Raw genomic sequence first — 26,145 nt, forward strand, 5'->3', positions numbered from 1 at the left:
GGGCGACTGATGAGTCATGAAGAGGGATCAGTTGCTCACCCGCCGCCGGTTGTTGATCGCGGGCACCGGCGCCGTGGGGGCGGCGGCCACGGCCGGTGTGCTCACGGCGGTCACCGGGGACGGCCCCGCCGGGTCCGTCCCGTCCGCGGGGCCACAGGCCCGCCGCCCGCCGGACTCCTCCGCGTACCGTCTCCAGCCCGTGACCGGATACGGGCCGCCGCAGGCCGCGCCCCGCCGGACCCTGGTACGCCGTGCACCGCTGCTGCGTGTCTCCGGCCGCGGCCGCACCATGGTCCTGACCTTCGACGACGGCCCCGACCCCCGCTACACCCCGGCCGTCCTCGACACCCTGGCCGAGTACGACGTGCGCGCCATGTTCTTCGTGTGCGGGGAGATGGCCGCCGACAACAAGGTGCTGCTGGCCCGGATGGCCGACGAGGGCCATGTCGTCGGGAACCACACCTGGTCCCACCCGCTGCTCACCCGCCTGACCCGCCGGCAGATCCGCTCCCAGATGGAACGCACCTGCGACGTCATCGAGGAGGCCTACGGCGAGCGCCCCGAGTGGTTCCGCGCCCCCTACGGCGCCTGGAACCGCGCCGCCTTCCAGCTGGGCGCCGAACTCGGCATGGAACCCCTCGCCTGGACGGTCGACACCCTCGACTGGACCACCCCCGGCACCCGGTTCATCGCCGACCGGGTCGAGAACGGCGCCGCCCCCGGTGTCGTGGTGCTCGCACACGACGCCGGGGGCGACCGCTCGCAGAGCGTGCGGGCCCTGCGGCGCTACCTTCCCGAACTGCTGGACTCCGGCTACCACGTCACCGTGCCCCGGCGGCACTACGCCTGAGACCTGCCGTCGGACCTTCGTCCGCCCGGCCGGGGACGCTCAGCGCACCTCGACCAGGCGGGCGAAGGCGACGACGTTGCCCTCGTAGCCGTTCTGCTGGGAGAAACCGCCGCCGCAGGTGATGACCCGCAGTTCCGCCGCGCCCTTGGAGGCGTAGACACGGTCGCCGGGGAAGTTGTCCTTCTCGAACACCTCGATGCCGTAGATCTCGAACACGGCGGTCTTCCCGTCCTGCCGGGCGACCTCGACGCGGTTTCCCTTCTTCAGGGCCCCGAGTGCGTAGAACACGGCGGGGCCCTGCTGGTTGTCGACATGGCCGACGACGACCGCGGTGCCCTTCTCGCCGGGGGCGACGGCACCGGTGAACCAGCCGGCCAGGTTCGGGTCCTCCGGGGGCGGCGCGCCGACCCAGCCGTCCGCGTCCAGGCCCACGGGAATCATCGGCGCGTCGACCTGGATCGCCGGGATCCGGACCCGGTCCGGGAGGGAGTAGGGGAGGGGCTTGACGGCCCCGGCGAAGGTGGCCCCGGGTACGCGGCTGTCCGCCGCGGCAGCGGTCGCCGGCTGCGGCGGGCCCTCGTCGAATTCCCCCGAGCCGTTCCGGATGAGCGCGAGGCCGGTCAGCAGAACCAGCGCGATCACGCCCCACGGGGCGCGCTTGTTGCGCCGCGCCTCCTCTTCCGCCTCGGCCAGCTCGGACGCAGACATGGGCCATCCCCTCTCGACGCGGCCGTCGCCGTGTCTTTCGCGCATATCAGAACGCTAAGTGCCGGGCGCGAAACCGGCGACGGGACAAGGGCGAACGGGTGGCGCAGGGCTGTCCGGGGTGGTCATGGGCTGTCCGGGGTGACCCGCGGCTGTGAGGTGCGCCATCCGAGTTGCCGTCGCGAGGAAATTTCTGACGGTCCGTGACCTGCGGCGATATCCGATTGCGCGGTCGTCCCGCGGTGCCTTCTCTCACCAGGACGGACCATTCCCGAAATGCGGGTCCGGGCAAGGCAACTGACTGTCTTTCTGGGAGGCGCTTTCTCGCCGATCGACCGGGGACGGGTCCCGGGGCGTCTTCCGCGGAGGTTCACATGCCTAACACTCGTGCCCTGGCGGTCGCCGGCGCCGCGGTCGCGGCCCTCGGCCTCTCCGCGCCCGCGGCCGTCGCGTGGGACACACCCAGGAACATCGTCGCCCTGCCCAGCGTGATCGCCCGCGGCGGCCAGCTGACCATCACGGTCGACGGCTGCCGCAACGGTGGCACGGCCACCTCCAACGCGTTCACCATGCCGGTGAAGCTCTCGCCCATCCACGGCGCCAGGGACACGGCGAGGGGCACCGCCACCATCAGGAACAACGCCCGCCCGGGGCCGTACGACATCACGGTCAGGTGCGACAGCAGGAGTCTGACCAAGCCCCACGCGTTCACCGTCATCGGCGGTGTCCGCGGCGGCATCGGCGGCAGCAGCACCACCGGTGCGACCCCGACCGACATGGCCATCGGCGGCGGGCTCGTGACCGCCGCGGTCGTCGGCGGCGGGGTGTTCTGGATGCGCCGTCGCGCCGAGCGGCGCGTCTGACGCCTCGCCGCACGCTCCATTGGACCCCTTCGCTACGAGCCGCCTCGCACGTGAACGGTCTTCGCCCCGGATCCCTCGACGGATCCGGGGCGAAGACCTGCGCGGTGCGTGGGGCCGGTCAGCCGGCGTCCTCCTCGGTGCGGCGGCGGGAGAAGTGGTACGCCGTGCCCAGCGCGCCGGTGATCAGCGCGGCGCCGAGGCCGATCTCCTTGAGGTCGAAGCCGCCGAGGGTGCCGCCCTCACCTGCGTGCACGCCCTTCCACGGGTGGCGGTGGTGGTGCCTCGGGTGATGCGCCGGGTGCTGCGCGGGGTGATGCGCCGGATCGCCGCCGGCGATGGTCAGGTGCGCGGTGCCGCTCGACCCGTCACAGAAGAACTCCACGTCGTACACGGCGCCGGGCCTGGCGTCACTGTCGACCCTGGCCGTCGCCGACGACTTCTTCGGCGGGATGGCGACCACGTCGAAGACCGGTGAGGAGACCGCCGCCTCCCCCTCGCACGCTTCGTTGCGCTCCACCACGAGTGTGACCAGGCCGTCCGCCGCGATGGTGGAGGGCTGGACGTCGAAGGCGAATTCGGTCCGGGTGGCCGCGTCGGCGGCCGGCACACAGGAGGTGAGGGTGCCGGCGCCCAGCAGTACGGCCGAGGCCGAGGCGACGCGTATCGCGCGCATGGTGAAACCTCCGGGTCCCCGAGGAGCAGCCGCGGACCTGTTCCGCTCACGCCGGAAATGCACCTCGATGCCCGAAACGCTAAGAAGGTGTCCACGGTGGCGCGATCGCAGTAGCGCGAATGGGTCACAGGTGTGGGCCACCAGGGGGAACCCCGTTGACGCGACCGGGGGGCGGCGACGGTGTGTCGCTCGCCCCCCGGCCGGGTTCCGTGGTGCGGGTGCCGTCAGTCCCCGGCCCCCGGGAAGAGGTTCAGGAACGGGTCCGCCGACGCGGTCACGCCCCTGCTGTAGGGCGAGTCGAAGTCCCAGATCAGGAACAGCAGGAAGGCGATCAGGGCCGAGAACAGCCCGGCGAGGACCAGTTCCCGCGTCGTTCTGCGGATCTGGAGGGCGAAGATCATCCCGATGGTGACGACGGCTCCGGCGATCAGGCCGAACCACACCACGCCCGGCATGGTCTCCCCGGTCGACTCGGCCCGGGCGATCCGGGCCTGGCTGGCCGCGGTCACCTGGTCGAGGAGCGGCTGGTAGGCCTGGGCCTCGAAGTCCGTCTTCGGCCGGTAATCGGTGACGTCCTGGCGGACGCGCTCGAAGAGCTCACCGCCGCGCCCGGTGACCTGCGCCCGGTCGGCCATGGTGTCCCACTCGGTGGTGACGACATGGCTCACATACGTATGGATGTCGTCCCGGATGCGGTCGCGCACGTCGTCCGGGTAGACCCGGACCCGCTCCGAGATCTCGTACAGCGCGGTGGCCTCCGCCTGGACGTGGTCCTGGGCGGCACTGCGCCCCTCCCACACACCGGCGATCGCCAGGCCCAGGACGATGGCGTACACCACGCCGATCCACATCGTCATGTACTCGATGACGTCAGGGGTCTCGCTGGGGTCCTCGTCATCGGACGCCGTGCGGTGGCGTACCACGGTGATGACGACCACCACGACACAGGCGGCCAGCATCGCGAGGGTGAGAACAAGCCATTCCGGCAAGAGATGCCTCCAGAGCTTCAGGGATCAGCGCGCGCGCAGCGCGGCGACGGCGACCACCGCGGGCACCGTGACGAGCAGGACGAAGGTGAGCGGCGACATGCTGCGGCTCGCCGGTCGGGGCCGCGGCGCGGCGCGGTACCGCGGGTAGCGCACCGGCGTCGCGGACGGACGCGGGGTGGGCTTCGCCGACGGCTTCGGTGCCGGGGCCGGGGGCGGTACCGGTCTGGGGGCCGGGCGGGGCGGTGGCGCCGGGCGGGGCGGTGGCGGCGGCTCCGGTCTGGGCGTGGGGGTCGGTTTCGGGGGCGGCGGTGAGGGTGGCGGTGGTGTCGGGTCCGGCGGCTTCGGAGTCGGCTTCGGCGGCGGGGGCTTCGGCGGCTCCGGAGTCGGCTTCGGCGGCGTGGGCGTCGGGGTCGGCGTGGGCGTGGGGGTCGGTGTGGGTGGCCGGCACGGCGGCTTCGTCGGCCAGGTCCTGCTTCCGGCGACCGCCACCGCCTCCGTGCCGTCCGGCCCCGTCGAGGCGTACGCGCAGGCGTCGGCCACCGCCACTCCGGACGGTGCGCCGACGAGCGCCCACGTCAGCGCCGTTACCGCCAAAGCCTTTGCGGCGAGGGCGGATTGAGTCGATAGGGGTCCATGCACGACGAAGATCATGAGCCTTCTGCGGCCGGGACGTGCCGGAGCGCAAGAGGATTGCCCCGAAAGAGGGATTTCCGGGCGCCGCCGGTTTGATCGGCGGCCGCCCGCGAAGCTTTCGCCCCCCGTACCCGTGTGCGGTGGCGGGCGGCGCCCTCACAGGTTCTGGAAAGAAATTTGGCCGGTGGTTGAACACAATCACGTCCGCCGTGCGTACTCATGACCGTGCGGCGGCGCAGCAGGGCGCTGCAACACCCTTGCGATTATGGGGAGTTGACGATGAAGACCTCCTGGCGGAGCGCCTCACTCGTGGCGAGCGCCGCGGCGGTCCTGGCGCTGACGACGGCGTGTGGTCAGGACAGCCCTCCGGCGGCCAGCCAGAACGTGGGTGCCTCGGCAGCGCCCGGGGACTACGGAAGCATCGGCACCGGGAACGGAGTGGCCGGCGCCGCGGGCGGCCAGCAGGCCACGCCGAGCCCTTCCAGCCCGTCAAACCCCGCGGGCAAGCTGTCCGTCGCCACCGCCGAGGAGGTCGGCAAGGTGGTGACCGACAGTCTGGGCCTCACTCTGTACCGGTTCGATCAGGACACCGAGCAGCCGCCCAAGTCGAACTGCGACGGCGACTGCGCCAAGACCTGGCCGCCGGTGCCCGCGGACGACGCCGAGGCCGGCGAGGGCATCGACAAGGCGCTGCTCGGCTCGGTCACCCGGGCCGACGGCACCAAGCAGCTGACCGTCGGCGGCTGGCCGGCCTACCGCTACGCCAAGGACGTCAACGCCGGTGACGTCAAGGGCCAGGGTGTGGGCGGCAAGTGGTACGCGCTGGCCCCCGACGGCAAGAAGGCGCAGGGCGGCGGCGGGGCCGCCGCAGGCGGCGAGGAAGCCGGGGCGCTGCCCGGGCTGTCCACCCGCAACGACCCCAAGCTCGGCGAGATCGTCGTCGACAAGAACGGCATGACCGTCTACCGGTTCAAGAAGGACGAGGCCTGGCCCAAGCCCGTCTCCAACTGCACCGGCGAGTGCCTGGAGAAGTGGCCGCTCGTGGAGCCCGTCGACTTCGCCGACACCAAGGGCATCCAGGAGAAGGGGTACATGATCTTCGACCGGACCGACGGCAAGGGCAAGCAGCAGACGATCAACTGCTCGCCGATCTACACCTTCGCCGGTGACAAGGCTCCCGGCGACACCAACGGCCAGGGCGTCGGCGGCACCTGGTACGCCGTGCGGCCCGACGGAAAGCTGGTCGGCGCTTCGGAGTAGTAGAGAAACCTCCCCAGGGTTGATCATCTCGTCCACCCGACGGAGCCGACCCGGTCCGCCCCTCCGTACTCCACGGAGGGGCGGACCGTTTTGCCGTGCTTCACCTGAACTCATCGAATTCTGACGCTCTTCCCCTTCCGCTCCGGAACTCTCCGGAATGCCTCGGACACTGTTCGTCATATGTTCGAAGGGCATGCTCAGGGGTATCAATTCGGCACGTGCCGCAGGCAGTGACCGGGAACGGATGGTCAATTTCCGTTTCGGGTCGCTCCATTGGCGGGCGATCAGTAGCCTCTGCTCGAACACCGGATCGCCTACGCCTTGGAGAGATAGATGGAGCGTCCCGCCTGGGCCCCACGGAGCATCGACATCTCGGTGCCCAGCGTCTCGCGGATGTACGACTACTACCTGGGCGGATCGCACAACTTCGAGGTCGACCGGGAAGCGGCCCGCAGGGCCATGGAGTTCATGCCGGGACTCCCCAAGATCATGCAGGCGAACCGGGCGTTCATGCGACGCGCCGTGCGCCACGCGGCCGACCAGGGCATCAGCCAGTTCCTGGACATCGGCTCCGGCATACCCACCTTCGGCAATGTGCACGAGGTGGCCCAGGCCGCCCGCCCCGGCGCACGCGTGGTGTACGTCGACCACGACCCGGTGGCCGTGGCGCACAGCCAGGCGGTCCTCGAGGGCAACGACGACGCGGACGTCGTGGCCGCGGACCTCCGCAAGCCCCAGGAGATCCTGCGCAGCCCCGAGGTGGAGCGGCTGATCGACCTGAACCGGCCAGTGGCATTGCTCCTCGTTGCCATACTGCACTTCGTGGAAGACGAGGACGATCCGTACGGGGCGGTGGCCGAGCTGGGCGAGGCGCTCGCGCCCGGAAGCATGCTCGTGCTCACCCATGCCTCCTACGAGGGGATCCCGCTGCCGCCGGAGAGGGCCGGAGGTGCGGTGGACGTGTACGAGGACATCCGCAACCCGCTGATCATGCGTTCGCGCGAGGAGATCGCGCGGTTCTTCGAGGGGTACGACATGGTGGAACCCGGACTGGTGGCGATGCCGCGCTGGCGGCCCGACACCGCACCGGAGGACGAGGACCCTTACGCGTTCTCAGGTTTCGCGGGCGTGGGGCGTAAGGCGTGATCGCGGAACCGGACGGGCCGGAGGACAGACTGCGCCGGTTCGCGACGATCTGGAGCCGGGCCGTCTTCCCGGTGACCTCGACGTCGTCGACCCGGCTGGAGTTCGAGGAGCAACTGCTCCCGCTGGCCCGGCGGTTGAGCGAGGCGCTGCTGGCCCGGGCCTTCGACGCCGACGCGGGCAGGGCGGTGGGCGCAGCCCTCGTGGACGCGCACTGCACCGACCCGGAGGCGCTCAGCCGCACGCTCGACTGCGTGGACGCCTACCTCGTCCTGTACTGCGGCGGCGACGGCGACCAGGAGGACCTGCGGGCGCGCTCCGCACGCCTCCAGCACGCGATGGCCGCCGGTTTCGCGCAGGCGCTGCGCGAACGGACCCTGGCCGAGCAGGAGGCCATCGCCCAGGCCGCCCTGCGGGCGCAGGGCGTGGTCGCGCAGGCCCTGCACGCCACCGAGGCCCGCTTCCGCGCGGTCTTCGAGGGCGCCGCCATAGGCATCGGCATGGCCGATCTCGACGGCAACATCCTTCAGGTCAACGGCGCGCTGCTGCGCATGTTCGGGGTCTCCGAGCAGACGATGCGCACCCGCAACGTCAGGGAGTGGACCCACCCCGACGACGCGCCGCAGACCTGGCGGCTCTACGACGAACTCGTGCGCGGCGAGCGTGAGCACTACCACGTGGAGAAGGCGTTCTACCGCCCTGACGGAACGGTCCTGTGGACCAACCTGACGGTCTCCCTGCTGCGGGACGCCGACGGCAGGCCGCAGTACCAGCTCGCGCTCATGGAGGACACCACCGAGCGACGGCTGCTCAACCTGAGGCTGCGCTACGAGGCCACGCACGACGCGCTGACCGGGCTGCCGAACCGCACCTTCTTCTTCGAGCGCCTGGAGAAGGCACTGGGCGCCGGGAAGGACCAGCGGTTCGGCCTGTGCTACCTCGACCTCGACGGCTTCAAGACCATCAACGACAGCCTCGGCCACGCGGCCGGCGACCGGCTGCTGGTGGAGGTCGCCGACCGGCTCCAGTCCTGCGCCACCGCGCCGGGCGAGATGGTGGCCCGGCTCGGCGGCGACGAGTTCGTGGCACTGACCACGGGCCCCGACACCCAGCGCGAGGTCGACGAGCTCGCCGCCCGCATCATGAACGCGCTGCTGGCGCCGATCAGCGTCGACGGCCGGGAGCTGACCGTGCGCGGCAGCATCGGCATCGTCGAGGGCCCGGCCGGCGAGCGCAGCCCCGCGGAGGTACTGCGCAGCGCCGACATCACCATGTACCGGGCCAAGTCGGCGGGCGGCAATCGCTTCGAACTCGCCGACCCGGAGGCGGACGCCCGTGCCATCACCCGGCACGGGCTGACCACGGCGCTGCCGACGGCCCTGGAGCGGGGCGAGTTCTTCATCGAGTACCAGCCGCTGGTCCATCTCGGCGACGGCAGTGTGCGCGGTGCGGAGGCCCTGGTGCGCTGGCTGCATCCGCAGCACGGGGTGCTCGGGCCGGACCGGTTCATCCCGCTCGCCGAACACACCGGGCTGATCGTGCCGCTGGGCCGGTGGGTGCTGGAACAGTCGGTCCGTCAGGCCCGCGAGTGGCGGGAGCTGCACGGGGGCGTGGCGGCGGGGCCGCTGCGGATCAACGTGAATCTGTCGCCGTGCCAGCTGACGCATCCCGGGCTGGTGCAGGACACGGTGGACATTCTGGAGCGTACGGGTGTCCAGCCCGACGCGTTGTGCCTGGAGGTCACGGAGTCGGCGCTGATCGGCGCGGACGACGATCTGCTGAAGCCGTTGCGCCGGCTGGCGGAGATGGGCGTCGACATCGCCCTGGACGACTTCGGCACCGGTTACTCCAACCTCGCCAACCTGCGCCGCCTGCCGGTCAGCATCCTGAAACTGGACCGCTCCTTCACCCAGAGCATGCAGCAGTTCCCGGCCGACCCCGTCGACCTGAAGATCGTCGAGGGGATCGTCTCACTGGCCCACAGCCTGGACCTCGCGGTGACGGTCGAGGGCGTCGAGACGGGTGCGCAGGCCGAGCAGTTGCGGATCCTGGGGTGCGATACGGCACAAGGCTGGTACTACGCCCGCCCGGGCCCCCCGGAGCGGCTGCACGAACTGGCGTTGGTCGACGCGGCGGGCTGACGCCACCGGTGGACCGCTGCGAGGTGCCGGGTCAGGTGCCCAGCCCGCGCAGCAGCAGCGCGAGACCGCCCAGGAACTCCCGGTCGGCACTGACCTTCCGGGCGTCGCGGGCGGTCTCGGTCATGTGCGGAAAGGCGTCGGGCGGCAGCTCGGCGATGGCGACCGTGCCCTCGCCGGCCAGGGGCCCGAGGTGCTCCAGCTGAATGGCGCCGATGACGTACCCGAGCAGGCCCCGCAGCGCGACCACCCGCTGGTCGCCGTCGAATCCCGCCTCCGTGAGCACGCCGAGCACGGACTCCGACCAGCGCAGCCCGGCAAGGGACCGGTGCCGGTGGGCGACGGTCAGGGGCACGATCTCAGGATGGGCGGCCACGGCGTCGCGCAGCCGGCGCACCAGCACCTCGATGCGCTCCTGCCAGGACGCCTCGGGGCCTGGCGGCTCGGTGTCCACGGTGCCGAGCACGAGGTCGACGACGAGTCGTTCCAGCTCCTCCCTGTCGTCCACGTAGCGGTAGAGCGCCATGGTGCTCATCCCGAGTTCCTTCGCGACCGAGCGCATGGACAGCCCGGTGAGCCCGTCGCGGTCGATCACGGCGAGGGCGGCCGAGGCCAGCCGGGCATGGCTGAGTGAGCGGGGGCGTGGCATGACGAAGTTCAGCGTAGGCCATACGCCAACCTTGTTAGGTGTACGGCATACGCCTACACTCCGTAGGAGTACGCCGTACACCTACGAAGGGGCACTCATGCACATGCGCAGGCCCACGCGGCCGGTGGAGTCCGGCTCCACCGTCACCCGACGGCACCTGGCCACCATCTCCGGCGACCCCGTCGCCGTCCCCGATCCCGAGCGCCTGGTCCACCTCCAGTTCCGTCGGTTCGCCGGCTGCCCGGTGTGCCATCTGCACCTGCGGTCGGTGGTCCGCAGGCACGCGGAGATCGAGGCCGCCGGCATCCGTGAGGTCGTGGTCTTCCACTCACCTGCCGAGGAGCTGCGCCGGTACACCGCCGACCTGCCCTTCGCGGTCGTCGCCGACCCCGGCAAGCGGCTGTACGTCGAGTTCGGCGTCGAGTCGGCTCCCCGTGCCCTGCTCAGCCCGCGCGCCTGGGGACCGGTCGCCGGGGCGGTGCTGCGCGGTGGGTGGGAAGTCCTCCGTGGCCGCGAACGGCTCCCCGCGACCAGCCAGCCCGGCGGCAGGCTCGGCCTGCCCGCCGACTTCCTCATCGGTCCCGAGGGCCGGGTCCTCGCCGCCAAGTACGGCGAGCACGTCTACGACCAGTGGCCGGTCGACGAGCTGCTGCACCTGGCGTCCTCCCACCGGCCGGCCGTCGGCCACCCTCCGGCGCGGCAGCCGCAGCCGTAGGCCGAGACCGGCGGGCGCCTCACCGCTCCAGCAGCATCCGCTGCAGCTCCCGGGCCGCGCGCGGCGGAGCCACATCGCTGCGGTGTGCCAGGGCGATGGTCCGGTGCAGACCGGGACGGTCCAGGGGCGTCACCCTCAGTCCGCGGCCGGAGCGCGCGGCCACCATCCTGGGCACGACGGCCACCCCCAGTCCCGCCCGCACGAACCCCAGCACCGCGTCCATCTCCCCGCCCTCCACCGCGAAGTCCGGCTCGAACCCCTCCGCGCGGCACGCCGCCACGGTCAGTTCGCGCAGGTCGTAGCCGTGCCGGAACATCACCAGGCGCTCGCCCTCCAGATCGGCGACGCGTACGGTGCGCCGGCCCCGGCCGGGTCTCGGCGCGTCAGGGGAGGACACCACGACCAGGTCCTCACGCAGCAGCTCCACCGTGGTCAGCGCCGGGGACGGCGTCGGCAGCGGCAGCACCACCAGGGCGAGATCCAGCGCGCCGCGTGCCAGCTCCCGCACCAGGTCGTGCGAACCGCCCTCCTCGATCAGCAGCCGGATGCCCGGGTAGCGGTCGTGGAAGGCGCGCAGCACGTCCGGCAGCAGGCCCGTGCACAGGCTGGGCGTGGCGCCGAGCCGCACCCGTCCCCGGCGCAGCTGCACCAGCTCCAGCACCTCGTGCCGGGCCGTGTCCGCGTCCGCCAGGATGCGCCGGGCCAGGGGGAGCAGGGCCTCCCCGGCGTCCGTGAGCGTGATGTTGCCCCGGGCCCGCAGGAACAGGTCCGCACCCAACTCCCGCTCCAGCGCCTTGATCTGCTGCGACAGCGACGGCTGCGCGACATGGACCTGATCGGCGGCCCGGGTGAAGTGCCGGGTCTCGGCGACGGCCACGAAGTACTGGAGCTGCTGGAACTGCATCCTCGTACGATAGCCCCAGGCTATGGAATCAAGCTGGACCATGTCTTGGACCGATCGGCTCCGCGTCCGTAGCGTGCTGTGCCATGGCTCTGGCAACGCGGACGGACCGACGGCCGTCCATGGCACGCACCGTGTGGGACTCCACCCTCGGCAAGAAGACCGTGATGGCGGTCAGCGGGCTGATCATGCTGCTGTACCTGGTCGTCCACATGATCGGGAACCTGAAGATCTTCTTCGGGGCCGGCGAGTTCGACCACTACGCCCACTGGCTGCGCACCGTCGGTGAGCCGTTCATGCACTACGAGTGGACGCTGTGGCTGGTCCGGATCGTGCTGGTGGCCGCCGTCGTGGCCCACGCCGTGTCCGCGTACCAGCTCAGCCGCCGCGACATCAGGGCGCGGCCCAGCAAGTACGTGCACAAGAGGCCGCGCGCGAGCTACGCGACGCGCACCATGCGGTGGGGCGGGATCATCCTCGGGCTGTTCATCGTCTGGCACATCCTGGACCTCACGACCGGCACCGTGCACCCCGGTTTCCGGCCCGGCCATCCGTACCAGAACGTCGTGGACACCTTCTCCACCTGGTACGGCAACGTCATCTACATCGTCGCGATGCTCGCGCTCGGCCTGCACGTCAGGCACGGCTTCTGGAGCGCCGCCCAGACCCTCGGCGCCGGCAGCCGCACCCGCGACCGCGCCCTGAAGACCGTCGCAAACGTCCTCGCGCTGCTGCTCACGGCGGGGTTCATCGCCGTACCCGTGGGCGTCATGACCGGAGTGGTGAGCTGACATGACCTACACCGACTACGCGACCGGTGAACCGGTCACCGACACCAAGGCGCCGAAGGGCCCCATCAACGAACGCTGGGACAAGCGCCGCTTCGAGGCCAAGCTGGTCAACCCCGCCAACCGGCGCAAGCACACCGTCATCGTCGTCGGCACCGGCCTGGCCGGCGGCTCCGCCGGGGCCACCCTCGCCGAACAGGGCTACCACGTCGTCCAGTTCTGCTACCAGGACTCCCCGCGCCGTGCCCACTCCATCGCCGCGCAGGGCGGCATCAACGCCGCGAAGAACTACCGCAACGACGGCGACTCCGTTCACCGGCTGTTCTACGACACCGTCAAGGGCGGCGACTTCCGGGCCCGCGAGTCCAACGTCCACCGGCTCGCGCAGATCTCCGTCGAGATCATCGACCAGTGCGTGGCCCAGGGCGTGCCCTTCGCCCGCGAGTACGGCGGCCTGCTCGACACCCGTTCCTTCGGCGGCGTCCAGGTGTCGCGGACCTTCTACGCCCGCGGCCAGACGGGACAGCAACTGCTGCTCGGCGCCTACCAGGCCCTCAGCCGGCAGATCGCCGCGGGGAACATCGAGATGCACCCGCGCACCGAGATGCTCGACCTGATCGTCGTCGACGGGCGGGCGCGCGGGATCGTGGCCCGGGACCTCATCACCGGCAGGATCGACACGTACTTCGCTGACGCCGTCGTACTCGCCAGCGGCGGCTACGGCAACGTCTTCTACCTGTCGACGAACGCCATGAACTCCAACGCGACGGCCATCTGGCGGGCGCACCGGCGCGGCGCCTGGTTCGCCAACCCCTGCTTCACCCAGATCCACCCCACCTGCATCCCGCGCACCGGCGAGCACCAGTCCAAGCTGACGCTGATGAGCGAGTCGCTGCGCAACGACGGCCGCATCTGGGTGCCGAAGGCCAAGGGCGACGACCGCCCGCCGAACGAGATCCCCGAGGACGAGCGCGACTACTACCTGGAGCGCATCTACCCGTCCTTCGGCAACCTGGTGCCGCGTGACATCGCCTCCCGGGCCGCGAAGAACGTCTGCGACGAGGGCCGGGGCGTCGGCCCCGGCGGGCAGGGCGTGTACCTCGACTTCGCCGACGCCATCGAGCGCATGGGCCGTAAGGCCGTCGAGGCCAAGTACGGCAACCTCTTCGACATGTACCAGCGGATCACCGACGAGGATCCGTACCGGGTGCCCATGCGGATCTACCCCGCCGTGCACTACACGATGGGCGGACTGTGGGTCGACTACGACCTGCAGACCACCATCCCCGGCCTGTTCGCGATCGGCGAGGCCAACTTCTCCGACCACGGGGCCAACCGGCTCGGCGCCTCCGCGCTGATGCAGGGACTGGCCGACGGCTACTTCGTGCTCCCGGCGACCATCAACGACTACCTCGCCCGCAACCAGCTGGGGGACCGGGTCGACGCCGGCCACCCGGTCGTCCAGGAGGTGCTGGCCGAGACCGAGGACCGGCTCAACCTGCTGCTGTCCGTCGACGGCGACCGCACGCCCGACTCCTTCCACCGCGAGGTCGGCGAGCTCATGTGGGAGTTCTGCGGCATGGCCCGCACCGACTCCGGGCTGCGCAAGGCGCTGGAGCGCATCCCGCAGATCCGTGAGGAGTTCTGGCGGCGCATCAAGGTGCCCGGCACCGGCGAGGAGTTCAACCAGTCGCTGGAGAAGGCCAACCGCGTCGTCGACTACCTGGAGCTGGCCGAGCTGATGTGTCTCGACGCGCTGCACCGCAGCGAGTCCTGCGGCGGCCACTTCCGCGAGGAGTCCCAGACACCCGACGGCGAGGCCGACCGCAAGGACGACGAGTTCGCGTACGCGGCCGCCTGGGAGTTCACCGGCACCGGCGAGGCTCCGACCCTGCACAAGGAAGACCTGGTCTTCGAGTACGTCCACCCCACTCAGCGGAGCTACGCATGAAGCTCACCCTGCGCGTCTGGCGGCAGCAGAACGCCGACGCCGAAGGCGCCATGTCCACGTACGAGGTGGACGGCATCTCCTCCGACATGTCCTTCCTGGAGATGCTCGACACCCTCAACGAGGAACTCATCCTCAAGGGCGAGGACCCGGTCGCCTTCGACCACGACTGCCGCGAGGGCATCTGCGGTGCGTGCTCGCTCGTCATCAACGGCGATGCGCACGGGCCCGAGCGGACGACCACGTGCCAGCTGCACATGAGGTCGTTCAAGGACGGCGACACGATCGACATCGAGCCGTGGCGGGCGTCCGCCTTCCCGGTGATCAAGGACCTGGTCGTCGACCGTTCGGCGTTCGACCGGATCATCCAGGCCGGCGGGTACATCACCGCGCCGACCGGTGCGGCTCCCGAAGCACATGCCACGCCGGTACCCAAGCCGGACGCCGACTTCGCCTTCGAACACGCCGAGTGCATCGGGTGCGGTGCGTGTGTCGCGGCCTGCCCGAACGGGGCGGCGATGCTGTTCACGTCCGCCAAGATCAACCACCTGAACGTGCTGCCGCAGGGGGCGCCCGAGCGCGAGACGCGGGTGCTGGACATGGTGGCGCAGATGGACGAGGAGGGCTTCGGCGGGTGCACCCTCACGGGAGAGTGCGCCACGGCCTGCCCCAAGGGCATTCCGCTCATGTCCATCACCGGCATGAACAAAGAATGGCTGCGGGCCACCCGGAAGGTGAGCAAGCGGTAGGTCCGGGCAGGTAGAAGCGTTCGCCGTCTGGTGCGGACGGGCGGGGCCGGTTGGTGCTCACCGGCCCCGTCTCGCCTTTCCGGGCGCCAGGCATTCAACATCCCGGCATCCGCGCTCCCGGCACTCGTCACGCGAAGGTCAGGCGGCATGGGCACAACAGTGACGGCGGCACCGCTCGCCGCCCCCGGCCCGTGACCAGGAGAGAGCCATGACCGGCGTACTGACCGTCGACCGCCCCGCGCAGCCCACGGCCCCCACCCGCTACACCGTCGCCCTCGCCCGGACCGAGGAGGACGTGCGTGCCGCGCAGCGGCTGCGGCACGACGTCTTCGCCGGAGAGCTGGGCGCCCTGCTGGCCGGCTCGCAACCGGGGCTGGACGTCGACCCGTTCGACGCGTACTGCGACCACCTGCTCGTCCGCGAGGAGACCACCGGCCAGGTCGTCGGCACCTACCGGCTGCTGCCGCCGGAGCGCGCGGCGGTCGCCGGGCGGCTGTACTCCGAGAGCGAGTTCGACCTGAGCTCCCTCGCCGGGATCCGGCCCGAGCTCGTCGAGGTCGGCCGCTCCTGCGTGCACCCCGACCACCGCGACGGCGCGGTCATCAGCCTCATCTGGGCCGGGATCGCCCGCTACATGGTCGACCGGGGCCACGAGTGGCTCGCCGGCTGCTGCTCCGTCCCGCTCGCCGACGGCGGCACCCTCGCCTCGGCCACCTGGGACCGGGTGAGCGCCAAGCACCTGTCGCCGCAGGAGTACCGCGTCCAGCCGCTGCTGCCGTGGGTCCCGGGCCCCGCGCCCACCGCCCGCGTCGAACTGCCCGCCCTGCTGCGCGGCTACCTGCGCCTGGGCGCCTGGGTGTGCGGCGAACCGGCCCACGACCCGGACTTCGGTGTCGCCGACCTGTACGTACTGCTGCCGATGAGCCGGGTCAACCCGCGCTACCTGCGGCACTTCCTGTCCCTCGTCCCCGCCTGATGAGTGCCTGGCTGCCCACCGCGCCCTGTACGCCGCAGGCCTGTGTGGAGGCGCCGGCGGGGGTGCCGGCGAGGGCCGTGCCGCGCGCCGTGCTGCGGCTCACCGGGGTCGTCCTGCTGCTGCTCGCGGGGATCGCGCTGTCGCCGTTGGGTGCCCGGATACCGGCATCCCTGATCCGGCGGTGGTGCCGGTGGATCGTGCGGGCCGCCGGGGTCCGGGTCCGCATCACCGGCGCCGCCGCCCCCACCGGCGGACTGCTGCTGGTCGCCAACCACGTCTCCTGGCTGGACATCCCGCTGCTCACCGCCGTACGCCCCGCGCGGATGCTGGCCAAGACCGAGGTACGGCGGTGGCCCGTCGCCGGGCCGCTGGCAGCCCGCGGCGGCACCCTGTTCATCGAACGGGACCGGCTGCGGGCCCTCCCGGACACCGTCGCCCGTATCGCCCGGGCCCTGCGCGCGGGCGCCGCCGTCGCGGCCTTCCCCGAGGGCAGCACCTGGTGCGGCCGGGCCCAGGGCACCTTCCGCCGGGCCGTCTTCCAGGCCGCCCTGGACGCCGGGGTGCCGGTCCAGCCGGTCCGGATCGGCTACCGGCTCACCGGAGGAACCGCCACCACCGCCCCCGCGTTCGTCGGCGACGACACCCTGCTCGCCTCCCTGTGGCGGGTGGCGACGGCCCGCGGCCTGGTCGCGGAGGTCGAGATCCGCGCCCCCATCGCCCCGGGCACCCACTCCGACCGCCGCGCCCTGGCCCATGCCGCCCAACCCCAGGAGACGGCGGCACCGGCGTGGACGCACACGGTGCTGGTGGCGTAGCGGCCCCGGACGCTTCAGCGGGAGCCGGACAGTACGCCTGCCAGATACGGCGCCGTCCGGCTCTCCGCCGAGCGTGCCACCTCCGCCGGCGGTCCCGCCGCCACGATCCGGCCGCCCGCGTCGCCGCCGCCCGGGCCGAGATCGACGACCCAGTCCGCGCCCGCGACGACGGACATGTCGTGCTCGACGACGATCACGGTGTGCCCGGCGTCGACCAGGCCGTGCAACTGGCGCATCAGGACGTCCACATCGGCCGGATGCAGGCCGGTCGTGGGCTCGTCGAGGAGGTAGAGGGTGTGCCCGCGCCGGCCGCGCTGGAGTTCGCTCGCCAGCTTGATGCGCTGGGCCTCACCGCCGGAGAGCTCGGTCGCGGGCTGACCGAGGCGGAGGTAACCCAGGCCCACGTCGAGCAGGGTGCCGAGGCTGCGGGCCACGGCCGGGGTGTCGGAGAAGAACTCCGCCGCGCTCTCCACCGTCAGATCCAGCACCTGCGCGATGTTCCGCCCCCGGTACGTCACCTCCAGTGTCCCCGGGTTGTACCGGGCCCCGCCGCAGTCCGGGCAGGGCGCGTACGTGCTCGGCAGGAACAGCAGTTCCACGCTGACGAACCCCTCGCCCTGGCAGGTCTCGCAGCGCCCGCCGGCCACGTTGAAGGAGAACCGGCCGACACCGAAGCCCCGCTCGAGCGCCCCGTCGGTCGCCGCGAACACCTTGCGTACGACGTCGAAGAGGCCGGTGTACGTCGCGAGGTTCGAACGCGGCGTGCGTCCGATCGGCTTCTGATCCACCGAGACCAGCCGCCCCACCCCGGGCGTGTCCTGCGTGATCTCCCCGATGAGCGTCGACTTGCCGGAGCCGGACACCCCGGTGACCGCGGTGAACGCGCTGAGCGGGAACTCGGGGGACACACCGCGCAGGTTGTGCCGGGTGACCGGCCCGGTCTTCAGCCATCCGCTCGGTTCGCGGACCCCGCGCGCCGGGACGGGGGAGCGGTCGAACAGGTAGCGAGCCGTCGCCGACTCCTCGACGGCCGCAAGCCCGGCGACCGGGCCGCTGTGCAGCACCCGCCCGCCGTGCTCGCCCGCGCCCGGACCCACCTCCACCAGCCAGTCGGCACCGCGTACGACATCCAGGTGGTGCTCCACCACGAACACCGAGTTCCCGGCCGCCTTCAGCCGCTCCAGCACCACGAGCAGCGCCTCGGTGTCCGCCGGGTGCAGCCCGGCCGACGGCTCGTCGAGGACGTAGACGACACCGAACAGGCCGGAGCGCAGCTGGGTGGCCAGGCGCAGGCGTTGCAGCTCGCCAGCGGAGAGGGTGGGGGTGGGCCGGTCCAGGCTGAGGTAGCCGAGGCCGAGTTCGAGGACCGGCGCGATCCGCGAGGTGAGATCGTCGGTGAGGACCCGGGCCGTCTGGGACGTCGCGTGGAGCGCGGCGGCCAGCTCCACCAGCGGCAGCGCCGCCAGCTCGGCGATGGTCCGGCCGCCGAACGTCACCGCCAGTGCCTCGGGCCGCAGCCGGCTGCCACCGCACGCCGGGCAGGGCGTGCTCGTGAGGAACCGCTCGGCCTTCGCCCGCAGGGTCGGGCTCTTGGAGTCCGAGAAGGTCTTCAGCACGTACCGCCGGGCGCTCATGTACGTGCCCTGGTACGGCCGCTGGATACGGTCCGCGTCCCGCACCGGGTGCACGGTGACCACCGGCTGCTCGTCCGTGAACAGGATCCACACACGCTCGCCGGCGGGCAGCTCCTGCCACGGCCGGTCCACGTCGTACCCGAGCGCGTCGAGGACGTCCCGCAAATTCTTGCCCTGCCAGGCGCCCGGCCACGCGGCGATCGCGCCCTCGCGGATCGACAGCGACGGGTCGGGGACCAGCAGCTCCTCGCTCGTACGGTGCACCCGGCCGAGCCCGTGGCACTCCGGGCAGGCCCCGGCCGCCGTGTTGGGCGAGAAGGCGTCGGAGTCGAGGCGCCCGGCGCCGGGCGGGTAGGTGCCGGCCCGGGAGAACAGCATGCGCAGCGAGTTCGAGAGGTTGGTGACGGTGCCGACCGAGGAGCGTGAGGTGGGTGCCGAGCGGCGCTGCTGGAGCGAGACGGCCGGCGGCAGACCGGTGATCTCCCCGACCTTCGGCGCGCCGACCTGGTGGATCAGCCGGCGCGCGTACGGGGCGACCGACTCGAAGTAACGCCGCTGCGCCTCCGCGTAGATCGTGCCGAACGCCAGCGACGACTTGCCCGAGCCGGACACGCCGGTGAACACGGCCAGCACGTCCCGCGGAATGTCGACGTCGACGCCCTTGAGGTTGTGCTCGCGGGCGCCGCGGACACGGACGTACGGGTCGTGGGGGCCGTGAGGGTCGTGCATGGGCAACGACTCTAACCGGAGGCGATCGCGGCCAGCCGCCGGTAGGAGTCCAGCAGCGCCTCGCGGTCGTAGGTGCTGGTGGTGACCAGGACCTCCTGCGCCCCCGTCTCCTTCAGTACCGTCTCCAGCTCGTGCGCGACCTGCTCCTCGGTGCCGGCGATGTGCCCGGTGAGGCCCGACTCGTAGAAGCCGCGTTCCTTGCCGGTCATGGTGAGCGCCTCGACGCGCTCGGCGGGCGGCAGGGGAGGGAAGGTGCCGTGCGTGCGGGAGTACGCCATGGACCAGGCCTCGGGGATCAGCAGCCGCCGGGCCTCCTCGGGTGTGGCGGCCACGGCGATCGTGCCGGAGATGACGACGTAGGGCTCGCTCGCCCAGGCCGAGGGGCGGAAAGCATCGCGGTAGTGATCGATGCCGCGCCGCATTTTGTCCCGGTTCCGCAGGTCGCCGATCACCATGGGCAGGCCGAGGCGGGCCGCGATGCCGGCGCCCTCGCCCATGGCCAGGACGAACGGCGGCACGGTCAGTCCCTCGGCGGGACGGGCGTGCACACCGGTCGGGGAGGTGCCCCGGAACCAGCCGAGCAGCTCCCGCAGCTGGGCCTCGAAGTCCTCGGCGTCCTCCTTGTCACGGCCCAGGGCCCTGCGCACCCCGTCCGTGAAGCCGACGGACCGCCCCAGACCCATGTCGATCCGGCCGGGGAACAGCGACTCCAGCACCCCGAACTGCTCGGCCACGACCAGCGGCCGGTGGTTGGGCAGCATCACCCCGCCGGTGCCGACCCGGATCGTCCGCGTCGCGGCGGCGACGGCGGCCGCCAGCACGGTCGGCGCGGAACCGGCGACCCCGGGAACGCCGTGATGCTCCGAGACCCACAGCCGGTGGAACCCGAGCCCCTCCAGCTCCCCGGCCAGCCGCACGGTGTCACGCAGCGCCTCGGGATGCGAGTGCCCCTCACGGGTGCGGGAGCGGTCGAGGACGGAGAAGCGGGTGGTGGCGATCGAGGAACTCACACCGGGTTCAACGCGTGACGGATCGTGGCATTCCCGCAGGTGCCGCCCCGCCGAAAACCCGGTGACCGCATCCCCGCACGTCAGGACAATGGAGCGGCACGGCCCGGCGCCGCCGGGTACAGCGCGTGAAGAGGGGGACCGGCCATGGCCGTCGCGAACATCCTGCTGTCCGGCATCGTCGGCTCGACCGCGTACGGCCTGGCCCGTCAGGGCTCGGACATCGACCGCCTCGGCATGTTCGCCGCGCCCACCGAGGCTCTGCACGGGCTCCACACGCCGAAGGAGTCCCACGTCACCACGGCACCGGACCGCACCCTGCACGAGGCCGCCAAGTGGTGCCGACTCGCCCTCGGCGGCAATCCGACCGCCATGGAACTGGTGTGGCTCCCGGACGAGCTGTACGAGGTGCGCACCCCGCTGGGCGACGAACTGATCGGCATACGCACGTCGTTCCTGTGCGCGAAGCGCGTCCGGGACGCCTATCTCGGCTACGCCACCCAGCAGTTCCGCCGACTCGAGAACCGCGGGGACGGCTCGTTCTCGGCGGACACCCGGAAGCGCACCGCGAAGCACGCCCGGCACCTGAAGCGGCTGTGCCACCAGGGCCTGTCGCTGTACACCACCGGCCGACTGGAGATCCGCGTCGAGGACCCCGAGGAGTACCACGCCTTCGGCGAGCGCGTGGCCGCCGACCCGGCGGCCGCGTTGCCCCTGCTCAGGCACTACGAGGCCGCCTTCGACGAGACGCCCACCGTGCTGCCCGAGCGGCCCGACGAGGCGGCCGTCGAGGCGTGGCTGCGCCGGGTTCGCGGCCTCTTCTACACAGCCGGGACCGCTACGTCGTGCTCGTGCTCGCAGGTCTCGTCGATGCCGTAGGTGTCCCAGGCGGGGAACGGGTCGTCCGCCGGCAATGGCTCGCCGGGTGCCATCAGGCAGCCTGTCAGGGCGGAGTGCAGAGCCCGAGCGTCCAGCCCCGTGCCGATGAACACCAGCTCCTGCGCGAACGGGGTGTCCCCGTCCCGCGCCGCGGAGGGCTCGAAGCGGGCGACGGAGCCGGCCTGTGACCACAGGCCCGTCACCCGCGGGCGGCTCGCCAGGGTGAAGAAGCCCTTGGAGCGCAGGACCCGCCCGTACGTGCCGGCATCCAGTTCCTCCGTGACGAACGTCCACAACCGCCCCGGGTGGAAGGGCAGTTCGGAGCGGAAGACGGTGGAGGAGATGCCGTACTCCTCGGTCTCGGGCACGTGGTCGCCGTTGAGTTCCCGGACCCAGCCCGGCGCCTGCTGGGCGCGTTCCAGGTCGAACAGCCGGGTGCCGAGCACTTGGGGGAGGTCCACCCGGCCGTGCGTCGCCGGGACCAGCCGGGCGAGTGGGTTCAGCCGGGTCAGGGCCGCCCGCAGCCGGGTCGCCGTCTCCTCGTCGACCAGGTCGAGCTTGTTGAGGACCAGGACGTCGGCGAACTCGACCTGGTCGACGAGGAGATCGCTGACCGTGCGCTCGTCGTCCTCGTAGGGGGCGAGACCCCGCTCGACGAGGTCGTCGCCGCTCTCCAGCTCGGCGAGGAAGTTGGCCGCGTCGACGACCGTGACCATGGTGTCCAGCAGTGCCACGTCGTCGAGGGTGGCGCCGTCGTCGCGGGCGAAGGCGAAGGTGGCCGCGACGGGCATCGGCTCGGAGATCCCGGACGACTCGATGAGGAGATGGTCGAACCGGCCCTCGCGGGCCAGCCGGTCCACCTCTTCCAGCAGGTCGTCGCGGAGCGTGCAGCAGATGCAGCCGTTGGTCATCTCGACCAGGCGTTCCTCGGTCCGCGACAGGGCGGCCTCGCCGCCGCGCACCAGGGCCGCGTCGATGTTGACCTCGCTCATGTCGTTGACGATGACGGCGACGCGCAGCCCCTCGCGATTGGTCAGGACATGGTTGAGCAGGGTGGTCTTGCCCGCCCCGAGGAATCCGGAGAGCACGGTGACGGGCAGCCGTTCGTAGGACACGGTGTCAGCCCTCGGGGCGCAGCAGCCCGCGCTCGTAGGCCTTGACCAGGTTCTGCGGTACGAGGTGACGGACGCCGTCGACGGTGACCGGGACCAGCGTCGGCGTGGCGGCCTTCCACTGGGCGCGGCGGTGACGGGTGTTGCTGCGGGACATCTTCCGCTTCGGGACAGCCATGGGACTCCTCCTCGGTGGGCAGGCACCGAGGACGCTACATGAAAATGGATCCCATTAACAATTCACGTCCCCGGTGCGCGATGGTGCCCGGTGCCCGGAGGCCGATGTGCGGGTCCGGTGTGTCAGTCGTCGGCGCCCACGAGCATCCGCACCTCGAACTCCTCGTGTGCGGTGCTGTCCTCGGCCGGGCCCTTGTCCAGCACCGTGCCGAGCCAGCCCAGCAGGAAGCCCAGGGGGATGGAGACGATGCCGGGGTTCTGGAGCGGGAACCAGGCGAAGTCGACCTCGGGGTAGAACGAGGCCGGGGCGGAGGAGACGACGGGGGAGAACGCGGCGAGCAGGACCGAGCTGGCCAGACCGCCGTAGAGGCTGAGCAGTGCTCCCTTCGCCGTGAAGCGCCGCCAGAAGAGGGTGTAGATGATCGTCGGCAGAATCGCGGACGCCGCGATGGCGAAGGCGAGGAACGCGAGCGTCGCGGTGTTCGCCCCCCAGGCGACCAGTGCGAGCAGGATGCCGAGGATGCCGATGACGGCGCCGGACAGCCGGGCGACGGTCAGCTCCTCCGTCTCGCTCGCGCGGCCCTTGCGGATCACCTCGCTGTACAGGTCGTGCGCGAGGGACGAGGCCGCGGCCAGGGTGAGGCCCACCGCCACGGCGAGCAGGGTCAGATACGCCAGGCAGGTCAGCAGCGCGGTGAGGACACTGCCGCCCAGCTCGTGCGCGAGCAGCAGGACGGAGGCGTTGCCGGTGCGGTCCGTGCTCTCGATGGCGTCCCTGCCGAGGAGCGCGGTGGCGCCGAGGCCGAGGATGCCGGCCCCGAAGCAGACCGCGCCGACCAGGCCGATGGCCCACAGGACGGAGGAACGCAGCACGCCGCTGGTGCGCGGGGCGAGCAGGCGCATCAGCACGTGCGGAAGGGCGGCGAGGCCGAGCACGATGGCCAGTTCGAGGCTGAGGAAGTCCAGCTTGTTGCTGACCGTGCCGCCGTAGCGCAGCCCGGGTTCGAGGAAGGTCAGACCGGTTCCGCTGCGCTCGGCCGCCCTCTCGAGCAGCGCGTTCGGGTTCCAGTCGAAGTGGTACAGCACCCAGCCCGCGGTGAACAGCACGCCCACGATCAGCATCACGGCCTTGATGATCTGGATGACCGTCGCTCCCGGCATGCCCCCGAGGGAGGCGTAGAGGATCACGAAGGTGCCGATCACGACCACGCACAGGGTACGGGTGGTGCCGCTCGGGACGCCGGTGAACTGGGTCAACAGGGTGACGCTGCCCACGAGTTGCGCCACCAGGTAGAGGGTCGCGATGGCCAGGATGCAGACGGCCAGCGCGACCCGCACCGGCCGCTGCTGCCGGGGCAGCCGCAGCGCCACCGTGTCGCCCAGGGTGAACTTGCCCGTACGGTGCAAGGGTTCGGCGATGAGCAGCAGCACCATCATCCAGGCGACGGTGGTGCCGCCGAGGTACATCAGTCCGTCGTACCCGGTCAGGGCGACCAGTCCGGTGCTGCCCAGCAGGGTGGCGGCGGACAGGTAGTCGCCGCACATGGCGAGGCCGTTGCGCAACGGCGACATGGCGCGGTTGCCGAGGTAGAACTCGCTGATCTCGTCGCGCTGGGGCGCCGTCAGCAGTGCCGTGAACAGGGTGATCACGACTACGGTCAGGAACAGGACGAACGTCAGCTGGAGGCTGCTGTCGTCGATGGCGGCGAGCGTCACCATGTGCGGAACCCCCTCGTGCCGTGCTGGAGGGGCTGCCCGGACCCTTGGGGCGGAGCCGCCGCCGAGCGGGCGCGGCGGGTCTCGTTCTCGTGGCGCCGGGACCTCAGGCCGCGGGCGAGCGGATCGACCCGGGTGCGCATGTGCCGGACGTAGCACCACGCGGTCACGCCGATGATGACGAACTGGCCGAGGCCGAGGGCGAGTCCGATCGTGAGGTGGCCGAACAGCGGCTGGTTCATCACCGCGGGCACGAAACTCGACAACAGCACATACAGCAGGAATCCGCCGACGGACAGGATCGTCGCCCGGGTGCCGAACCGGCGCTGCGCGCGACGCAGAGAGTGAAATTCGGGATGATCGGATATGCGAGACGGCGGAGTATGTTCGATGTGCGGTAGTGGGAATGTGGGAGTGTCATCCCGTCGCGGTGGAAATTCGGGCACAGGCGCACCTTCTTCGCTGCATCGTGCCCCGCACTCGACCCCTTCGAGTCAGTGGTCTCGTCCGGCTTTCGAGCAGGGTGGAGGGACGCCGGGCGCACTGTGGGGGTGCGGGCTCTGTGGGGGTCTCGTGAAACCGAAAAACTCGCTGTCCGGATTCACGCGGGCGGCCTCGGGGTTCTGTGTGGAGATCCCCGATCAGCCCCGCCCACGGGTGGTGGCGAGGCTGAATGCGGAGTATGTCAGTGCGACGCTTGAGCCATCAACTGTGAGGGCCAATTGATGGCTGTTCATGGCTCGTTCACGCCACAGTTGAACGTTGGCGATACTGCGCCGCCTTGATCGGAAGGCCGTCCGGGAATAGTACGGACCATTTCTCCGTCAGAAGCGGGCGCCGACGGCGGTGCCGGACCGGGGGACGAGGAACGCCGGCGCCTTCGGCATGGAGCCGTCCGCCGCCCGGGGGCCGGTGAGCGGAGCCGGGTCGGTGCTCAGGACCGAAGCGGCGTCCCAAATCCCGCCGATGTTCCAGGAATTCCCGCTGGCGACGGTTCCGGACCCGACGGCCGCCGGGCGCTGGTCCGCGACGGAGAGGTTGCCCGTGAGTCTGGCGGTCCCGCCCGAGACGTCGGCGTCGAAGCCCGTACCGGCGTTGGCGTGCGTCGAGTTGCGGCTCAGGGCGAGGGAGCCCGGGTTGCCGTTGTCGGTGAACCCGTGCTTGGCGTTCCTGAACGCGACACTGCCCCGGACCGTGTGGGACACGGCCGGGGCCGGGCTGCCACCGCCGAGTTTGAAGCCGTTCCCGTCACCCGCGAAGTCGGGGAAGTTCCAGCGGTTGAAGCCGTTGCCGTACGCCACCGTGTTCTCGATCGTGATCGGTGAGGTGAACTTCCAGGCGTCGAAGCCGTCGTCCACGTTGTTCCACAGCCGGGCGCCGCGCACCACGTTGCCCGAACCGCTGCCCTCCTTGACGGCCAGGCCGTCGGCGCTCTCGCCGTTCTTGCGGGGGTCGCGGTTGCCGTAACTGTCCAGGTTCAGGATCTGGTTGTTGCTGGAGGCGCCCTGGAGCTGGAAGCCGGACTCGTAGTTGTCGTGCGTGCTCAGGCGCGCGAAGACATTGCTGTTGCAACCGTCGCAGTACAGGCCGTACGGGCCGCCCACGATCTCCAGGCCCGAGATCCGCCAGTGCGACGCCTCCATGTGGATCGCCCCGCGCTCGGCACGCGGGATGCTGCCGCCGACCGGCGTGTGGCTGGCGGGCAGCCTCTCCCCGTCGATGACCACGCGCTCGCCCTGGTGGGGCGAGAGGGCGATCGGCTGGGACGCGGTCCCCGAGCCCGCGATGGTGATGTTGTCGGTGAGGGCGTACGTCCCGCCCCGCACGCTGACGGTGTCACCGGGCCTCGCCAGGTCCACCGCCCGCTGAATGGTCCTCAGCGGCCGTTCGAGCGTACCGGGACCGGAGTCGTCCCCGTCGGCGGCCACGACCAGGGTCGTCCCCGCTGCGGCTGCCGACCCTGCCGGCCCGCCCACCGCCATGGCCACCGCGGCCCCCGCCATCGCCATGGACCAGATCGCTGCGTTACGCATACGGCCTCCTGCCTGTACCTGCGTGGGTGTCGCAGAGCAGTGACCGCCAAGGGGGTGAAGGTT

Annotated in this window: 26 protein-coding genes; 13 read left to right on the forward strand and 13 right to left on the reverse strand. The window is 71.2% G+C overall.

The window, feature by feature from the left end; all coding sequences use genetic code 11:
• Positions 1-16: 16 nt before the first annotated feature.
• Positions 17-850: a polysaccharide deacetylase family protein gene (locus ACH4G3_RS14980; protein ID WP_397624840.1), complete on the forward strand. Its 834-nt coding sequence runs from the start codon at positions 17-19 to the stop codon at positions 848-850.
• Between the two features lie 39 nt (positions 851-889).
• Here the strand turns inward: ACH4G3_RS14980 and ACH4G3_RS14985 are convergent, their stop codons facing one another.
• Positions 890-1,558 carry a class F sortase gene (locus tag ACH4G3_RS14985; protein ID WP_397624841.1) on the reverse strand — a complete coding sequence of 223 codons (669 nt, stop codon included), beginning with the start codon at positions 1,556-1,558 and terminating at the stop codon, positions 890-892.
• 371 nt (positions 1,559-1,929) lie between these two features.
• On the opposite strand from ACH4G3_RS14985, the gene ACH4G3_RS14990 reads away from it, so the two are divergent.
• Positions 1,930-2,418 (forward strand): hypothetical protein, encoded by a 489-nt coding sequence (locus tag ACH4G3_RS14990; RefSeq protein ID WP_397624842.1) that lies wholly within the window; start codon positions 1,930-1,932, stop codon positions 2,416-2,418.
• A gap of 118 nt (positions 2,419-2,536) precedes the next feature.
• Here the strand turns inward: ACH4G3_RS14990 and ACH4G3_RS14995 are convergent, their stop codons facing one another.
• From ACH4G3_RS14995 to ACH4G3_RS15005, 3 genes are all read right to left on the reverse strand, one after another.
• Positions 2,537-3,091, reverse strand: a complete 555-nt coding sequence (locus ACH4G3_RS14995; protein ID WP_397624843.1) for a hypothetical protein — start codon at positions 3,089-3,091, stop codon at positions 2,537-2,539.
• A gap of 224 nt (positions 3,092-3,315) precedes the next feature.
• A complete protein-coding gene (locus ACH4G3_RS15000) occupies positions 3,316-4,080 on the reverse strand; it encodes a bestrophin-like domain (RefSeq protein ID WP_397624844.1) in 765 nt (254 codons plus the stop codon).
• A gap of 24 nt (positions 4,081-4,104) precedes the next feature.
• The gene (locus ACH4G3_RS15005) at positions 4,105-4,233 is read right to left on the reverse strand and encodes a hypothetical protein (protein WP_397624845.1); all 129 of its coding nucleotides are present in this window, start codon (positions 4,231-4,233) and stop codon (positions 4,105-4,107) included.
• 22 nt (positions 4,234-4,255) lie between these two features.
• Here ACH4G3_RS15005 and ACH4G3_RS15010 point away from each other — a divergent pair, with 22 nt between their 5' ends.
• The 4 genes from ACH4G3_RS15010 (at position 4,256) to ACH4G3_RS15025 (ending at position 9,257) form a co-directional block, all read left to right on the forward strand.
• Positions 4,256-4,699, forward strand: coding sequence for a hypothetical protein (locus ACH4G3_RS15010; RefSeq protein WP_397624846.1), 444 nt, complete (start codon positions 4,256-4,258; stop codon positions 4,697-4,699).
• Between the two features lie 293 nt (positions 4,700-4,992).
• Positions 4,993-5,973, forward strand: a complete 981-nt coding sequence (locus ACH4G3_RS15015) for an SCO0930 family lipoprotein (RefSeq protein WP_397624847.1) — start codon at positions 4,993-4,995, stop codon at positions 5,971-5,973.
• Between the two features lie 333 nt (positions 5,974-6,306).
• Positions 6,307-7,119: an SAM-dependent methyltransferase gene (locus ACH4G3_RS15020; protein ID WP_397624848.1), complete on the forward strand. Its 813-nt coding sequence runs from the start codon at positions 6,307-6,309 to the stop codon at positions 7,117-7,119.
• Entirely contained in the window at positions 7,116-9,257 is a 2,142-nt protein-coding gene (locus ACH4G3_RS15025) for a putative bifunctional diguanylate cyclase/phosphodiesterase (protein ID WP_397624849.1), read from the forward strand. The genes ACH4G3_RS15020 and ACH4G3_RS15025 overlap by 4 nt, the downstream gene beginning before the upstream one ends.
• A 31-nt stretch (positions 9,258-9,288) precedes the next feature.
• Here the strand turns inward: ACH4G3_RS15025 and ACH4G3_RS15030 are convergent, their stop codons facing one another.
• Positions 9,289-9,903: a TetR/AcrR family transcriptional regulator gene (locus ACH4G3_RS15030; RefSeq protein ID WP_397624850.1), complete on the reverse strand. Its 615-nt coding sequence runs from the start codon at positions 9,901-9,903 to the stop codon at positions 9,289-9,291.
• Between the two features lie 103 nt (positions 9,904-10,006).
• On the opposite strand from ACH4G3_RS15030, the gene ACH4G3_RS15035 reads away from it, so the two are divergent.
• Positions 10,007-10,618 (forward strand): peroxiredoxin-like family protein, encoded by a 612-nt coding sequence (locus ACH4G3_RS15035; RefSeq protein ID WP_397624851.1) that lies wholly within the window; start codon positions 10,007-10,009, stop codon positions 10,616-10,618.
• A gap of 19 nt (positions 10,619-10,637) precedes the next feature.
• Here the strand turns inward: ACH4G3_RS15035 and ACH4G3_RS15040 are convergent, their stop codons facing one another.
• Positions 10,638-11,522 (reverse strand): LysR family transcriptional regulator, encoded by an 885-nt coding sequence (locus ACH4G3_RS15040; RefSeq protein ID WP_397624852.1) that lies wholly within the window; start codon positions 11,520-11,522, stop codon positions 10,638-10,640.
• 119 nt (positions 11,523-11,641) lie between these two features.
• Here ACH4G3_RS15040 and ACH4G3_RS15045 point away from each other — a divergent pair, with 119 nt between their 5' ends.
• The 5 genes from ACH4G3_RS15045 to ACH4G3_RS15065 all read left to right on the forward strand — a co-directional run bounded on the left by ACH4G3_RS15045 (position 11,642) and on the right by ACH4G3_RS15065 (position 16,795).
• The gene (locus ACH4G3_RS15045; RefSeq protein WP_397624853.1) at positions 11,642-12,310 is read left to right on the forward strand and encodes a succinate dehydrogenase; all 669 of its coding nucleotides are present in this window, start codon (positions 11,642-11,644) and stop codon (positions 12,308-12,310) included.
• A 1-nt stretch (position 12,311) separates the two neighbouring features.
• Positions 12,312-14,258: a fumarate reductase/succinate dehydrogenase flavoprotein subunit gene (locus ACH4G3_RS15050; RefSeq protein ID WP_397624854.1), complete on the forward strand. Its 1,947-nt coding sequence runs from the start codon at positions 12,312-12,314 to the stop codon at positions 14,256-14,258.
• Positions 14,255-15,004 carry a succinate dehydrogenase/fumarate reductase iron-sulfur subunit gene (locus ACH4G3_RS15055; protein ID WP_397624855.1) on the forward strand — a complete coding sequence of 250 codons (750 nt, stop codon included), beginning with the start codon at positions 14,255-14,257 and terminating at the stop codon, positions 15,002-15,004. Before ACH4G3_RS15050 ends, ACH4G3_RS15055 begins: the two co-directional genes overlap by 4 nt.
• A 208-nt stretch (positions 15,005-15,212) precedes the next feature.
• Complete coding sequence (locus tag ACH4G3_RS15060; protein WP_397624856.1) at positions 15,213-15,980, forward strand: GNAT family N-acetyltransferase; 768 nt, start codon at positions 15,213-15,215, stop codon at positions 15,978-15,980.
• Positions 15,980-16,795 carry a lysophospholipid acyltransferase family protein gene (locus ACH4G3_RS15065; protein WP_397624857.1) on the forward strand — a complete coding sequence of 272 codons (816 nt, stop codon included), beginning with the start codon at positions 15,980-15,982 and terminating at the stop codon, positions 16,793-16,795. Before ACH4G3_RS15060 ends, ACH4G3_RS15065 begins: the two co-directional genes overlap by 1 nt.
• Positions 16,796-16,809: 14 nt before the next feature.
• On the opposite strand, the gene ACH4G3_RS15070 is transcribed toward ACH4G3_RS15065, so the two are convergent.
• Positions 16,810-19,158 (reverse strand): ATP-binding cassette domain-containing protein, encoded by a 2,349-nt coding sequence (locus ACH4G3_RS15070; protein ID WP_397624858.1) that lies wholly within the window; start codon positions 19,156-19,158, stop codon positions 16,810-16,812.
• An 11-nt stretch (positions 19,159-19,169) separates the two neighbouring features.
• Positions 19,170-20,168, reverse strand: a complete 999-nt coding sequence (locus ACH4G3_RS15075) for an LLM class flavin-dependent oxidoreductase (RefSeq protein WP_397624859.1) — start codon at positions 20,166-20,168, stop codon at positions 19,170-19,172.
• 144 nt (positions 20,169-20,312) lie between these two features.
• On the opposite strand from ACH4G3_RS15075, the gene ACH4G3_RS15080 reads away from it, so the two are divergent.
• Positions 20,313-21,044, forward strand: coding sequence for a nucleotidyltransferase domain-containing protein (locus ACH4G3_RS15080; RefSeq protein ID WP_397624860.1), 732 nt, complete (start codon positions 20,313-20,315; stop codon positions 21,042-21,044).
• On the opposite strand, the gene ACH4G3_RS15085 is transcribed toward ACH4G3_RS15080, so the two are convergent.
• From ACH4G3_RS15085 to ACH4G3_RS15105, 5 genes are all read right to left on the reverse strand, one after another.
• Positions 20,987-22,159, reverse strand: a complete 1,173-nt coding sequence (locus ACH4G3_RS15085) for a GTP-binding protein (protein WP_397624861.1) — start codon at positions 22,157-22,159, stop codon at positions 20,987-20,989. The genes ACH4G3_RS15080 and ACH4G3_RS15085 overlap by 58 nt on opposite strands.
• Before the next feature lie 4 nt (positions 22,160-22,163).
• The gene (gene rpmF, locus ACH4G3_RS15090; RefSeq protein ID WP_010043581.1) at positions 22,164-22,334 is read right to left on the reverse strand and encodes a 50S ribosomal protein L32; all 171 of its coding nucleotides are present in this window, start codon (positions 22,332-22,334) and stop codon (positions 22,164-22,166) included.
• Positions 22,335-22,456: 122 nt separating this feature from the next.
• Positions 22,457-24,052 (reverse strand): solute symporter family protein, encoded by a 1,596-nt coding sequence (locus ACH4G3_RS15095; RefSeq protein ID WP_397624862.1) that lies wholly within the window; start codon positions 24,050-24,052, stop codon positions 22,457-22,459.
• Positions 24,046-24,495: a DUF485 domain-containing protein gene (locus ACH4G3_RS15100; RefSeq protein ID WP_397624863.1), complete on the reverse strand. Its 450-nt coding sequence runs from the start codon at positions 24,493-24,495 to the stop codon at positions 24,046-24,048. Before ACH4G3_RS15100 ends, ACH4G3_RS15095 begins: the two co-directional genes overlap by 7 nt.
• A 378-nt stretch (positions 24,496-24,873) precedes the next feature.
• Positions 24,874-26,082 (reverse strand): right-handed parallel beta-helix repeat-containing protein, encoded by a 1,209-nt coding sequence (locus tag ACH4G3_RS15105; RefSeq protein WP_397624864.1) that lies wholly within the window; start codon positions 26,080-26,082, stop codon positions 24,874-24,876.
• Positions 26,083-26,145: the final 63 nt, after the last annotated feature.

Origin of the sequence: Streptomyces afghaniensis (assembly GCF_044327915.1) — a bacterium.
GTDB classification, from domain to species: Bacteria; Actinomycetota; Actinomycetes; order Streptomycetales; family Streptomycetaceae; genus Streptomyces; species Streptomyces afghaniensis.

Coding starts and splice junctions, on each gene's coding strand:
- ACH4G3_RS14980 (WP_397624840.1), top strand. CDS start 17: ATGAAGAGGGATCAGTTGCTCACCCGCCGCCGGTTGTTGATCGCGGGC.
- ACH4G3_RS14985 (WP_397624841.1), bottom strand. CDS start 1,558: ATGTCTGCGTCCGAGCTGGCCGAGGCGGAAGAGGAGGCGCGGCGCAAC.
- ACH4G3_RS14990 (WP_397624842.1), top strand. CDS start 1,930: ATGCCTAACACTCGTGCCCTGGCGGTCGCCGGCGCCGCGGTCGCGGCC.
- ACH4G3_RS14995 (WP_397624843.1), bottom strand. CDS start 3,091: ATGCGCGCGATACGCGTCGCCTCGGCCTCGGCCGTACTGCTGGGCGCC.
- ACH4G3_RS15015 (WP_397624847.1), top strand. CDS start 4,993: ATGAAGACCTCCTGGCGGAGCGCCTCACTCGTGGCGAGCGCCGCGGCG.
- ACH4G3_RS15020 (WP_397624848.1), top strand. CDS start 6,307: ATGGAGCGTCCCGCCTGGGCCCCACGGAGCATCGACATCTCGGTGCCC.
- ACH4G3_RS15030 (WP_397624850.1), bottom strand. CDS start 9,903: ATGCCACGCCCCCGCTCACTCAGCCATGCCCGGCTGGCCTCGGCCGCC.
- ACH4G3_RS15035 (WP_397624851.1), top strand. CDS start 10,007: ATGCGCAGGCCCACGCGGCCGGTGGAGTCCGGCTCCACCGTCACCCGA.
- ACH4G3_RS15040 (WP_397624852.1), bottom strand. CDS start 11,522: ATGCAGTTCCAGCAGCTCCAGTACTTCGTGGCCGTCGCCGAGACCCGG.
- ACH4G3_RS15045 (WP_397624853.1), top strand. CDS start 11,642: ATGGCACGCACCGTGTGGGACTCCACCCTCGGCAAGAAGACCGTGATG.
- ACH4G3_RS15050 (WP_397624854.1), top strand. CDS start 12,312: ATGACCTACACCGACTACGCGACCGGTGAACCGGTCACCGACACCAAG.
- ACH4G3_RS15055 (WP_397624855.1), top strand. CDS start 14,255: ATGAAGCTCACCCTGCGCGTCTGGCGGCAGCAGAACGCCGACGCCGAA.
- ACH4G3_RS15060 (WP_397624856.1), top strand. CDS start 15,213: ATGACCGGCGTACTGACCGTCGACCGCCCCGCGCAGCCCACGGCCCCC.
- ACH4G3_RS15065 (WP_397624857.1), top strand. CDS start 15,980: ATGAGTGCCTGGCTGCCCACCGCGCCCTGTACGCCGCAGGCCTGTGTG.
- ACH4G3_RS15070 (WP_397624858.1), bottom strand. CDS start 19,158: ATGCACGACCCTCACGGCCCCCACGACCCGTACGTCCGTGTCCGCGGC.
- ACH4G3_RS15080 (WP_397624860.1), top strand. CDS start 20,313: ATGGCCGTCGCGAACATCCTGCTGTCCGGCATCGTCGGCTCGACCGCG.
- rpmF (WP_010043581.1), bottom strand. CDS start 22,334: ATGGCTGTCCCGAAGCGGAAGATGTCCCGCAGCAACACCCGTCACCGC.
- ACH4G3_RS15095 (WP_397624862.1), bottom strand. CDS start 24,052: ATGGTGACGCTCGCCGCCATCGACGACAGCAGCCTCCAGCTGACGTTC.
- ACH4G3_RS15105 (WP_397624864.1), bottom strand. CDS start 26,082: ATGCGTAACGCAGCGATCTGGTCCATGGCGATGGCGGGGGCCGCGGTG.